At 71.1% G+C, this 10,622-nt stretch carries 12 protein-coding genes and 1 pseudogene; 11 read left to right on the top strand and 2 right to left on the bottom strand.

Annotated features, from left to right (window positions below; genetic code table 11):
* Positions 1-11: 11 nt before the first annotated feature.
* Positions 12-698, bottom strand: coding sequence for a prepilin peptidase (locus tag H0A72_RS14915; RefSeq protein ID WP_246436815.1), 687 nt, complete (start codon positions 696-698; stop codon positions 12-14).
* Positions 698-1,171, bottom strand: a complete 474-nt coding sequence (locus H0A72_RS14920) for a type II secretion system protein N (RefSeq protein WP_246436816.1) — start codon at positions 1,169-1,171, stop codon at positions 698-700. Before H0A72_RS14920 ends, H0A72_RS14915 begins: the two co-directional genes overlap by 1 nt.
* Before the next feature lie 120 nt (positions 1,172-1,291).
* On the opposite strand from H0A72_RS14920, the gene gspG reads away from it, so the two are divergent.
* The 11 genes and pseudogenes from gspG to H0A72_RS22220 all read left to right on the top strand — a co-directional run.
* On the top strand, positions 1,292-1,741 hold the full coding sequence (gspG, locus tag H0A72_RS14925) for a type II secretion system major pseudopilin GspG (RefSeq protein WP_180156703.1): 450 nt from the start codon (positions 1,292-1,294) through the stop codon (positions 1,739-1,741).
* Positions 1,713-2,234, top strand: a complete 522-nt coding sequence (locus H0A72_RS14930) for a GspH/FimT family pseudopilin (protein WP_180156705.1) — start codon at positions 1,713-1,715, stop codon at positions 2,232-2,234. The genes gspG and H0A72_RS14930 overlap by 29 nt, the downstream gene beginning before the upstream one ends.
* Positions 2,231-2,602 carry a type II secretion system minor pseudopilin GspI gene (gspI, locus tag H0A72_RS14935; RefSeq protein ID WP_180156707.1) on the top strand — a complete coding sequence of 124 codons (372 nt, stop codon included), beginning with the start codon at positions 2,231-2,233 and terminating at the stop codon, positions 2,600-2,602. The genes H0A72_RS14930 and gspI overlap by 4 nt, the downstream gene beginning before the upstream one ends.
* The gene (locus H0A72_RS14940; protein ID WP_180156709.1) at positions 2,599-3,204 is read left to right on the top strand and encodes a PulJ/GspJ family protein; all 606 of its coding nucleotides are present in this window, start codon (positions 2,599-2,601) and stop codon (positions 3,202-3,204) included. The genes gspI and H0A72_RS14940 overlap by 4 nt, the downstream gene beginning before the upstream one ends.
* Positions 3,201-4,118: a type II secretion system minor pseudopilin GspK gene (gene gspK, locus H0A72_RS14945; RefSeq protein WP_180156710.1), complete on the top strand. Its 918-nt coding sequence runs from the start codon at positions 3,201-3,203 to the stop codon at positions 4,116-4,118. Before H0A72_RS14940 ends, gspK begins: the two co-directional genes overlap by 4 nt.
* 1 nt (position 4,119) lies before the next feature.
* The gene (gene gspL / locus H0A72_RS14950) at positions 4,120-5,145 is read left to right on the top strand and encodes a type II secretion system protein GspL (RefSeq protein WP_180156712.1); all 1,026 of its coding nucleotides are present in this window, start codon (positions 4,120-4,122) and stop codon (positions 5,143-5,145) included.
* Positions 5,142-5,741: a type II secretion system protein GspM gene (gene gspM, locus H0A72_RS14955; protein ID WP_180156714.1), complete on the top strand. Its 600-nt coding sequence runs from the start codon at positions 5,142-5,144 to the stop codon at positions 5,739-5,741. Before gspL ends, gspM begins: the two co-directional genes overlap by 4 nt.
* Positions 5,738-6,487: a type II secretion system protein N gene (gene gspN, locus H0A72_RS14960; protein ID WP_180156716.1), complete on the top strand. Its 750-nt coding sequence runs from the start codon at positions 5,738-5,740 to the stop codon at positions 6,485-6,487. The genes gspM and gspN overlap by 4 nt, the downstream gene beginning before the upstream one ends.
* 33 nt (positions 6,488-6,520) lie before the next feature.
* Positions 6,521-8,977, top strand: coding sequence for a type II secretion system secretin GspD (gspD, locus tag H0A72_RS14965; protein ID WP_180156718.1), 2,457 nt, complete (start codon positions 6,521-6,523; stop codon positions 8,975-8,977).
* Positions 8,974-10,395 (top strand): type II secretion system ATPase GspE, encoded by a 1,422-nt coding sequence (gene gspE, locus H0A72_RS14970; protein ID WP_180156720.1) that lies wholly within the window; start codon positions 8,974-8,976, stop codon positions 10,393-10,395. Before gspD ends, gspE begins: the two co-directional genes overlap by 4 nt.
* A 28-nt stretch (positions 10,396-10,423) precedes the next feature.
* Positions 10,424-10,622 (top strand): annotated as a pseudogene (locus tag H0A72_RS22220) (type II secretion system inner membrane protein GspF); the annotation flags it as partial.

Here is a 10,622-nt window from a genome sequence, read left to right on the forward strand (position 1 = left end):
CCCGCCCCGAGCTACAGGCGCAACAGGGCCCAGATGCCCGCGCCGGCGAGATACGGGCCGTAGCGCAAGGCCTGGCCGGGCTCCAGCCGCCCCAGCAGGCGCATGGCCAGCGCCACCGCCAGGGCCAGGCCCGACGACAGCAGCAGCACCGAAGGCAGGCCGGCCCAACCCAGCCAGGCTCCCAGCGCGGCCAGCAGCTTGAAGTCCCCGTCGCCCATGCCCGGGCGGCCGGCCGCCAGCAGATAGGCGCGCGCCACCGACCAGAGCAGCAGATAGCCCGCCACCGCGCCCAGGACGGCGTCGGGCAACGGCGTGAACGCGCCGTTCAAATTGACCAGCAGGCCCAGCCACAGCAGAGGCTGGGTCAGAGCGTCGGGCAGCAGCCCGGTTTCGGCGTCTATCCAGGCGAGCGCCGCCAGCACCATGGCATAGAGGATGGCGGCGGCCGCGGCCGCCGTCGGCCCGTAGCGCCAGACGCACAGCGCGGCCACGGCCGGCGCCGCGGCCCAAAAGCCGGCGCGCAGGCGGCGGTGCAGTGCCGACGCCTCATGCGGAAGATCCGGGTCGATGCTGCGCGGCAGTTGGAAAGCCGCCCGGGCCAGCGCCGCCGCCAATGCCAGGGCCAGCGCCAGCGCGCCCAGCACGGCGCCTGCCGGCCCGACGTTCCATGGCGTCCACATGCCGGAAACCGCAAGCATCAGGGCCGTGCCTTGGCGCCGGAAACGGGCAGAAAGCCCTGGACCGCGTTTTCCGGCCGGACCGGCACCGCCACTTTTTCAATGACGCCGTCCTGATCGATGGAGACCCCGTCCGCGGCCACGGCGGCCAGGGTCACCCCCGGCGCCAGGGCCTGGCCGACGCGATAGGCCTGCGGCTTGCCGCCATTGATCGCCAGCAGGGCCGCGCCGCGCCCGTCGTCGGAGGCGATCAGGCCGGCCACCGCCACCCGCACGCGCAGCGCGCCGCCGCCGAACCAGCGCGCAACCGCAGCGGTGTCCTGCCCCGTTGCGGCGGGCGCCTCCAGCGCCGGCGGCGGCGCGGCCGGCTTGGGCGCGAGCAGCAATGCGCCCCACACTCCCGCCCCGACCGCCAGCGCCAGCATCGCCGCGCCGCGCAGCAGCGCCGGCCCGTCGATGCGCGGCAGCGCCCATAGATGTCTTCTTGCGTTCATGCCGCCTCCGTTTCGTGCGTCAGTATAATGCGCGGCAATTGACCCGCTTACCATTGTCATTTATAAACTTAACAATTTCGCGCCAGAAATGACAAATTCCCCTTCTACGCAGCGCTCCCGATGATTCGCCCTTCCCAACGCATCCCCCTGCCCGGCCCGCATGCCCGGCAGCTAGGCTTCTCCTTGATCGAGATCATGGTGGTCGTGGTCATCATGGGCATCATGGCCGCCCTCATCGTGCCGAACATCATGGACCGGCCCGACCAGGCCCGCGCCGTGGCGGCCCGCCAGGACATCGGCGCGATCATGCAGGCGCTCAAGCTGTATCGCCTGGACAACGGCCGCTACCCCACCACGGAACAAGGCCTGCGGGTCCTGACCGGGGAAGCGGCGGCCGGCGGGCCCAAGGGCCGCAGCTACATGGACCATTTGCCCAACGATCCATGGGGCACGCCTTATCAATACCTGAATCCCGGCGTGCATGGGGAAATCGACGTATTTTCACTGGGCGCCGACGGGCGCGCGGGAGGCGAGGGGAACGATGCCGATATCGGCTCCTGGTCCCGATAGCGTTCTTTCGCAGCGGGGCTTCTCGCTGCTGGAAGTGCTGATCGTCCTGACCATCGTCGGAATCGCCACCGGGCTTGCCGGCGTCACCGCGTTTTCCGACGGCGATGCCCGCGCCCTGCGCCAGGACGCCGAACGGCTGGCGCAGCTGTTCGCCCTGGCGCAAGCCGAAGCCCGCCAGGGCGGCACGCCCGTCGTATGGGAATACGACAGCCACGGCTACCGCTTCGCGCGTGCGCCGCGGCACCGCCTGCTGCCCGTGGGCGTGCTCGACCGATCCGCCCGGCCCTCCACGCCCGACATCACGAAGGCCGGCTCGCTGCGACCGCGCCCCTGGACCAGCGAGCGCGCCGTCCAGGTCGGCGTCCACCCTCCGGCCGCCAACGTCTTCAATACGGAATGGATATCCGGCCCGTCCATGATCGAACTGCAAGACGGGTTCAACACGGTGCGCATCCGGCGCTCGGGCAACGGCCACTACGAGGTCCTGCCATGATGCCGGCGCAGCCGCAAGGCGGGTTCACCCTGCTGGAGATCCTGGTGGCGCTGGCCATCGTCGCCATCGCCCTGGCGGCGACCTTGCGGGCGCTGGGCGTCAGCGCCGGCGGCGCCCAGGCCATGCAGCAGCGCAGCCTGGCGCTGCAGGCCGCCGAGAACCGCCTGGCCGAGCTCCGCCTGCTGCGCGCCTTCCCCAACCCGGGACGCCAGGTCGAGCCCTGCCCCCAGGGGCCGCTCGCCCTGGTGTGCGAGCAGGAATTCCAAACCACCGTCAACGGCAACTTCCGCCTGGCCACCGTGCGGGCGCGCCTGGCGCAAGGCCCGGTGCTGGCCGAGCTGAACGGCTTGCTGTCGTCTTTGCCATGACGAGCGCATTTCCCGGACAACGGGGTTTCACCCTGGTGGAGGTGCTGGTCGCACTGGCCCTGATGGCCTTGCTCAGCATCCTGTCATGGCAGGCGCTGGACGTCACTGCGCGCTCCAGCGAGCGGCTGAACGCCGCCGCCGACGACACCCTGGCCCTGGTGCGCGTGCTGGGCCAGATCGAAAGCGACCTCAGCCGGCACGCCGGTTCCGGCGTCCTGCCCGCCGCCGCCGAGTCCGCCGCGCCGCCGGCCAAGAACGCCGTGCTGCCCGCGGGCATACTCTGGGCGGAGCCCTTGCTCACCATCGTGCGTTCCGCCAACGACGGCGCCTGGCAGCAAGTCGCCTGGGTCAAGGCGGGCGATACGCTGCGCCGGGCGGTCGGCCCCGCGGCCCGCGTGCTGCCGCTGCCGCAGCCCGGGCCGGGCGACGTCGTGCTGGAGCGAGTCCAGGGCTTCAAGGTCAGGGCCTGGATTCCAGGGCTGGGATGGTCGTCCCCGAATTCGGCCGAAACCCGCCTTGCCGCCACCGGCCTGGAAATCGTCATCGAACGCCGCCAGGGCGGCGTCGACGAGGCCTACCGAAAAGTGGTGCTGCTGCCATGACGCGGCACAGGCATGCGTGCGCCCCGGCCGGGCGCCTTCGCCAGCAAGGCATGGCGGTGATCGGCGCGCTGGTCGTCGTGGCGCTGGCTTCGGTCGCGGCCGCGTCCATCGTCGAGCGCCAGTCGCTGCTGGCCGAGACCCTCGCCGGAGAGCGCGACCGCACGCAGGCGAAGTGGCTGCTGCGCGGCGGGCTGGATTGGGCGCGCGTCATTCTGCAAAGCGATGCGCGCAACAACCGCGTGACGCTGAAGGACGCGATTTGGGCCCAGCCCATCGCGGGCCTGGAGATCAGCCCGCCCGGACAGGACCGCAAAGCTTATTTTTCCGGGCAGATCGAAGACGAACAGGGTAAATACAACCTTGCGCGCCTGGCGCTCGAAGGCGCCGTCCAGCCGGAAGAACTCGCCGTCCTGGAACGCCTGATGGCGGCGCTGGGGATGCCGGCCTCGCTCGCGGCGGCCGTGGCGCAGCGCGTGGCCGAAGGCCAGGGCGGGCCGTCCGCGCAGCAGGCGCCCGCCCTGCGCAGCACCGCCGACCTCCTGGGCGTGGAAGGCATGACACTGGACATGGCCGCCACGCTTGCGGGCTACGTGGCCATTCTGCCCCAGCGGACCGCCGTCAACGTCAACACCGTCAGCGCCGAAGTGCTGAGCGCCGGCATCCGGGGCCTGGACCTGGCGCGCGCGCGCGCGCTGACCGAAAGGCGCGACCGGGGCCAGTGGTTCAACAGCCGGGCCGATTTCATCAATCGCCTGGGCGACGCCGAGCTGGAGCCCGCCTATCCCGTGGCCGTCAGCAGCGACTGGTTCAAGGTAACCGGCGAAGTCGCCCTGGACCATGCCGCCGTCGGCATGCGGGCGCTGTTGCACCGGGATGGCGACCGGCCGCCCACCATACAGTGGATAGAGGGCTGACATGAAGAACCGGCTGCGCCTCGCCCTGCCCCCTCTCGCCCGCATCGCGGAAGAATCCGAAATGGCTTTTGCCCTGTTCGACCGGAGCGGACGCCTGCTGCGCAGCGGCACGCTGCCCTTGAACGAGCTCGCGGGCGCCCTGCCCCCGGCCGAGATCCAGGCCATCCTGCACCCCGGGGACGCCATCGTCGTCGACATCGACCTGCCGCCTTTGCCCGCCGGCCGGCTGGATGCCGCCGTGCAGGCGCGCATCGAACCCATGGCATTGAGCGATGTCGCCGATCTCTGCGTCGCGCATGGGCCGCGCTCGCCGGAGGGCAGGGTCACAGTGGCCTGGGCCGAGCGCAAAGCCTTGCTGCGGGCCTGGCGCCTGCTCGGCGAAGCCGGCCTCAGGCTGTCGGCCATCGTGCCGTTTTCGCTCGCCATTCCGGCAGGCGATCCCCATCCCGCGGATCCGCTGTCCCTGCCCGCGGATGCGCGCTGGCAGGCGCCGCTGCCACGCTGGTCGCTCGCCCGCCCCGAATGGCGCCCCGCCTCCACGGCCAATCGCTGGCGCACGGCCGCCTGGTGGGCCGGCGCCGCCGCCCTGCTCTGGCTGCTGGGCCTGAACCTGCATGCCGCTCAGTTGCGCAACGAGGCGCAGGCGCTGGAAGCGGCCATGGAACAGGCGGTGCGCCGGGCCTTCCCCAGCCTTCCGGTGATCATCGATCCGGTCAAGCAGGCGCGCGGCCAGCGCGACCTGCTGCGGCTGGCCGGCGGAACCGCGGCCGACGACGATTTCATGCCGCTGGCCGCCGGCGCGGCCAAAGTGCTGGGCTTTGCGGAAGGCCATGTGGCCTCGCTGCATTATGAAAACGGCGAGCTGACCCTGGTGCTGGCGGAAGGCTATGCCCCGCCCGCCAATGAGGCCGCCCTGCAGCAGGCGGCCGCCGTGCAGTCGCTGACGCTGGAGAAAGACCGCGACGCCGCCCACACCTGGCATGTCCGGCGCGCCGGCGCCCCGGCCAAGCGCGAGGCGCGCTCATGACCCGGCCCTCTTCCGCTCCCGCCGCCGGCAGCCCGGCGCCCTGGCGGCAGCAGCTTGCAAGGCTGAACAGGCAGACGCGGGCATGGTGGGCCGAACGCACGTCCCGGGAGCGCCTGCTGCTGCGCGCGGCCGCCCTGGCGGTCGGGCTCGCCCTGGCATGGGCGGCGGGCTTGAAACCCGCGCTGCGCGACATCGAACAGGTCCGCGAACGCCTGCCGCGCCTGCGTGCCGACGCGGCGCAGGTCGACGCCCTGATCCTGGAGGCCCAGGCGCTGGCGCATCGGCGGTCCGGCCGGCTCGACGCCGACGAACTGGCCGAGGCCCTGGGCGCCGGCTTGCGGCGCGCGGGCCTGGAGGCGTCCGCCACCCTGAATGAAATCAGCGGGCCGGAAAGCGGTTCGCCCCGGCAATGGGAAATCCTTCTGTCCGGCGCCGATGCGGAACGCGCGATGGAATGGCTGTCGGGCCTGCCCTATCTGCTGCGGCTGCGCGTGCACGCCGTGGAGCTGCGCCGCGCATCCATGGACGGCCGCGACCGGCCCGGACATGTGTCCGGGCGCATCGTCGTCGGCCCGCCCGCGGAGGGCTCGCCATGAAGAAGCGCCCCGTGCTGCTCGCCGCCCTCCTCGTCCTGATCGCTTGCGGCGCCGCGCTGGCGGTGCTGCCCGCCAGATGGATCATGGCCGCGGTGCCGGCGTCCTGGCCCATGGCCGTCGTCGACGCGAGCGGAACCCTATGGTCGGGCAGCGCCACGATCGCGCTCGGCCCGCCCGGCCGGCGGCGCAGCCTGCCCGACGCGCTCGGCTGGCGCTGGACGCTGCTCGGCGGCCCGAAGCTGCACATCGCCCATCCCTGGCTGGGCGGTCCCCTCATCCTGAGCGCCGGCTGGGCGGAAATCGGCGTGTCGGCCCAGACCCTGCGCCTGCCCGCAACCGCCCTGGGCACACTCGACGCCCGCATCGCCGCCGTCGATCCCGGCGGCGAACTGTCGGTCAGATGGCCGGCCGTCTTCATCGGCCGCGCCCGGCCGCCCGGCACGGCGCTGCTGGACGCCCAATGGCGCAACGCCGTATCGGCGCTGACGCCGATACGGCCGCTGGGCGACTATGAACTGTCCCTGAAGCAGGGCGCCGGAGACAGGATAGACGTGGCGCTCAGCACCAGGAACGGCCCTTTGATGCTGGCCGGCGCCGGCGCGCTCGAAGGCGGAAGGCGCTTCAGCTTCGAGGGAACGGCGCAGGCCGACCCCGCGGCCAAGCCCGAGATCCACGCGGCGTTGCGCGATCTGCTCGCCGCCCTGGGCCCGCGCCGCAACAACCAGACACTGCTGCGTTTCCATTGACGCGGCAAGAACCACAGGCTCAACGATATCGTCATGAACAAGCTTCGCACCACAGTGAACCATCGCCATCGACTCCGCCCGGCATTGCCGGCATTGACGCTGTGCCTGGCCGTGGCGGGCTGCGCCGCGCCCGCCGGGCCGAACGCCGACGGCGGCGGATCGCAGCTGGTGGTCCACACGTCTACCGGACAGGGATGGCGGCAGGAAGGCCCCGGCGGCACGGCGGCTCCGGTGCGTGAAACCACCCCGCGGGCGCGCCCCATTCCCCGCCGCGCCGACGACCGGGACGGCCCCGCGCGGGATTCCGCCGACTCGCGCAAGGCGGCGGGCGGCGCCACCATGCTGAATTTCGTGGAAGCCGACCTGCAAGGCGTGCTGCGCGCGCTGGCCCGATTCACCGGCCGCAACTTCGTGGTGGACCCGCGCGTCCGCGGCCAGCTGACCTTGGTCTCGGAAGCGCCCGTGGACCCCGATACCGCCTATTCCATGCTGCTCGGCGCCTTGCGCATGCAGGGCTATGCGGTCGTCGACGTCGACGGCGTCAGCCGGGTGGTGCCGGAGGCGGACGCCAAGCTGCAGGGCACGCCGGTGCGCAGCGGCGGCGCGTCCGCGGGCGCGCACGGCGGCGAGCTCATCACCCGGGTCTTCCAGCTGCGCTATGAGAACGCCGCCAATCTGGTGCCGATATTGCGGCCCATGATCGCACCCAACAACACCATCAACGCCTATGCCGGCAACAACACGCTGGTCATCACCGACTACGCGGACAACCTGGACCGCATCGCCGAGGTCATCGCCGGCATCGACACGCCGGACTCGACCAGCACCGACGTCGTACCCATCCGCTACGGAGTGGCGCTGGACGTCGCCGCGCTGGCGGCGCAGCTGCTGGACGGCCGCGCCGGCGGCGACGCCACCCAGCACACCGTCGTCGTGGCCGACCCCCGCAGCAATTCCGTCTTACTGCGGGCCAGCAGCCCCGACAGGCTGCAGCTGGCCCGCGACCTGATCCGGCGCATCGACAACCCCGAAAGCCGGGCGGGCAATCTGCACGTGGTCTACCTGCGCAATGCCCAGGCGACCCGCCTGGCCGAAGTGCTGCGCGGCGCCTTGGGCGGGTCCCAGGGCGGAAGCCAGGCATCCGACGGCGGCGGCGCCGCCCTGGGCCAGGATGGGCTCAATCTCGCGGGCGCCACCAGCGGCGGCGCCCTGGCGGGCGGCATGCCGGGTTCGGCCGCAACGACCTCCACGGCGTCGTCCGCGGGCGCCTCGCGCCGGACGCCGACGGGCGGCGCTTCGGCGACGCTGGGCGGATCCGACCGCGGCTCGATGCGGACGGTCTCGTTCTCGGCGGGCGGCGCGACGATCCAGGCGGACCCGTCCACCAACACGCTCATCATTTCCGCGCCCGATCCCTTGTACCGCAGCCTGCGCGAAGTCATCGATCAACTGGACCAGCGCCGCGCGCAGGTGCTGGTCGAAAGCCTGATCGTCGAAGTGAGCGCCGAGAACGCGGCGGAGTTCGGCATCCAGTGGATGCTGGGCGGCAACGACATTTCCGGCGGCGGCTCTTCCTTCATCGGCGGCGCCAATCTGGCGGGAACGGGGATCAATTTCGATGGTAAGACCACCATCGATGCGCTGGGCCAGGGCCTGAGCCTGGGCGTGGTCAAGGGCACGGTCAACATCCTGGGCAACCAGGTGATCAACCTGGGCGTGCTGGCGCGCGCCCTGCAGTCGACGAGCGGCGCCAACGTGCTGTCCACCCCCAACCTGATGACCCTGGACAACGAAGAAGCCAGCATCGTCGTCGGGCGGACGATGCCCTTCGTGACGGGGCGATACACGACTTCCGGCGACGGCGCCAGCAATCCCTTCCAGACGATCACCCGCGAGGACGTCGGCCTGACCTTGCGCATCCGTCCGCAGATTTCCGAAGGGGGCACGGTCAAGCTCGCGCTTTATCAAGAAGTCAGCACCGTCGATAATGCCTTGTCCACGAAGGAAACCGGGACCGTCACGCGCAAGCGCGCCATGGAAACCAATGTCCTGGTCGACGACGGCCAGATCATCGTGCTGGGCGGGCTGCTCGAAGACGTCATCTCCGACGGCACGCGTTCGGTGCCCCTGCTCGGGGACATCCCGGTGGTGGGCAATCTCTTCCGCTACGATCGGCGCAGTCACTCCAAGACGAACCTGATGGTGTTCCTGCGTCCGCACATCGTGCGCAATGCGCGGGACGGCGCCAGCGTCACCCTGGACCGCTACAACTACATGCGGACGGCGCAGTCCCAGCTGCCGGCCCGGTCCACCTGGTTCTCGCCGGAATCCGGCCTGCCGCCCCTGCCCGCCTTCGAACGCAACCCCTCGTCCGGCCTGCTCGACCTGCGCGACCCCGCGGACGCGCAGCCGCTGCCCGATCCGGCGCCGCCCGGGTCCGGCAAGGCGCCGCCCAAGCCGGCCAAGCCCGGTCCCTCTGAGCGGCTATGAGCATGCGGTTGCCTTATGCCTGGGCGCGAGCCCAGCGGGCCCTGATCCAGTCCGGGCCCGCGGGCGCGACGCTGACGGTCTCGGCGCGCACGCCCTCCTGGGCGCTGGAGGAAATACGGCGCCGCCATGGGGACCTGCCCATGCGCCAGGTCTCCGATTCCGAGCTCGACACGCTGCTGGCCGCCGCCTATGCGCAAACCGGCGACGCCGCCGCGGTCGTGGATGCGGCGGCCAACGAAATCGATCTGGACAGGCTGATGCAGGACATTCCGGAAATCGAGGACCTGCTCGAAGCCCACGACGATGCGCCGGTCATCCGGATGATCAACGCGCTGTTCACCCAGGCCGTCAGGGACGGCGCCAGCGACATCCACCTGGAGGCCTTCGAAACGCATTCCGTGGTGCGCTACCGGGTGGACGGCACGCTGCGCGACATCGTCAGCCCGCGCCGTGCCCTGCACAACGCCCTGATTTCCCGCATCAAGATCATGGCCGGCATGGACATCGCCGAGAAACGGCTTCCGCAGGACGGTCGGATCGCCCTGCGCGTCGGCGGCCGTCCCATCGACGTGCGCGTCTCCACGCTGCCCACCGGGCATGGCGAAAGAGCCGTGCTCCGCCTCCTGGAGAAAGAAGCGGGCCGCCTGGAGCTGGAGCGGCTGGGCATGGCGCCCGACGTCCTGGAACGGCTGGACGGCCTGATCCACCGGCCCCACGGCATCGTGCTGGTCACCGGCCCGACCGGCAGTGGCAAGAGCACGACGCTGTATGCGGCGCTGGGGCGCCTGGACGCCTCGACCACCAATATCCTGACCGTGGAGGATCCCATCGAATACGATCTGCCCGGCATCGGGCAGACCCAGGTGAACGCCCGCATCGACCTGACCTTCGCCGCCGCCCTGCGCGCCATCCTGCGCCAGGATCCCGACGTCATCATGATCGGCGAGATCCGCGACCTCGAGACGGCGCAGATCGCGGTCCAGGCCTCGCTGACCGGCCACCTGGTGCTGGCCACGCTGCACACCAACGACGCGGTCTCGGCCGTGACCCGCCTGGTGGACATGGGCATGGAGCCTTTTCTGCTGGCCTCCACGCTGCAGGGGGTGCTGGCGCAGCGCCTGATCAGAAAGCTGTGCGCGCATTGCAGGATCCCGCAGGCGGACGGCACGGCCGGATGGCGGCCCGGCGGCTGCGCCGCATGCGGCCATACCGGCTATAGCGGCCGCACCGGCATCCACGAGCTGTTCACCCTGGACGATGAGGCGCGCGGGCTGATCCACGAGGGCGCCAACGAACAGGCTTTGCGCGATGCCGCCCGGCGCGGCGGCATGCGCAGCCTGCACCAGGACGGCATGCGCTGGGTCGCGCAGGGCGTCACGACGAACGAGGAACTGGCCCGCGTCACGCGCGCGGCCTAGGTCACGTCAACGCCAGAGGGAAGCCGGCATGCCAAGCTACCAGTACGAAGCCGCCGACGAAGCCGGCAAAATCGAACGAGGCCTGATAGACGCGGACACCGAACGCAATGCGCGCCAGATCCTGCGTTCGCGCGGCCTGCTGCCCTTGTCCCTGCGCCCCACGGGCGGCGCGCGCGCGGCGGGCGGGCTGCCCGGCGGGCCGCGCATCAGCGACGCCGACCTGGGCT

Source organism: Parapusillimonas granuli, from assembly GCF_013416525.1.
GTDB classification, from domain to species: domain Bacteria; phylum Pseudomonadota; class Gammaproteobacteria; order Burkholderiales; family Burkholderiaceae_B; genus Parapusillimonas; species Parapusillimonas granuli.

What these genes read in the sequence shown, in the direction of transcription:
- H0A72_RS14915 (WP_246436815.1), bottom strand. Translation starts at nt 698, where the DNA reads ATGCTTGCGGTTTCCGGCATGTGGACGCCATGGAACGTCGGGCCGGCA.
- H0A72_RS14920 (WP_246436816.1), bottom strand. Translation starts at nt 1,171, where the DNA reads ATGAACGCAAGAAGACATCTATGGGCGCTGCCGCGCATCGACGGGCCG.
- gspG (WP_180156703.1), top strand. Translation starts at nt 1,292, where the DNA reads ATGATTCGCCCTTCCCAACGCATCCCCCTGCCCGGCCCGCATGCCCGG.
- H0A72_RS14930 (WP_180156705.1), top strand. Translation starts at nt 1,713, where the DNA reads ATGCCGATATCGGCTCCTGGTCCCGATAGCGTTCTTTCGCAGCGGGGC.
- gspI (WP_180156707.1), top strand. Translation starts at nt 2,231, where the DNA reads ATGATGCCGGCGCAGCCGCAAGGCGGGTTCACCCTGCTGGAGATCCTG.
- H0A72_RS14940 (WP_180156709.1), top strand. Translation starts at nt 2,599, where the DNA reads ATGACGAGCGCATTTCCCGGACAACGGGGTTTCACCCTGGTGGAGGTG.
- gspK (WP_180156710.1), top strand. Translation starts at nt 3,201, where the DNA reads ATGACGCGGCACAGGCATGCGTGCGCCCCGGCCGGGCGCCTTCGCCAG.
- gspL (WP_180156712.1), top strand. Translation starts at nt 4,120, where the DNA reads ATGAAGAACCGGCTGCGCCTCGCCCTGCCCCCTCTCGCCCGCATCGCG.
- gspM (WP_180156714.1), top strand. Translation starts at nt 5,142, where the DNA reads ATGACCCGGCCCTCTTCCGCTCCCGCCGCCGGCAGCCCGGCGCCCTGG.
- gspN (WP_180156716.1), top strand. Translation starts at nt 5,738, where the DNA reads ATGAAGAAGCGCCCCGTGCTGCTCGCCGCCCTCCTCGTCCTGATCGCT.
- gspD (WP_180156718.1), top strand. Translation starts at nt 6,521, where the DNA reads ATGAACAAGCTTCGCACCACAGTGAACCATCGCCATCGACTCCGCCCG.
- gspE (WP_180156720.1), top strand. Translation starts at nt 8,974, where the DNA reads ATGAGCATGCGGTTGCCTTATGCCTGGGCGCGAGCCCAGCGGGCCCTG.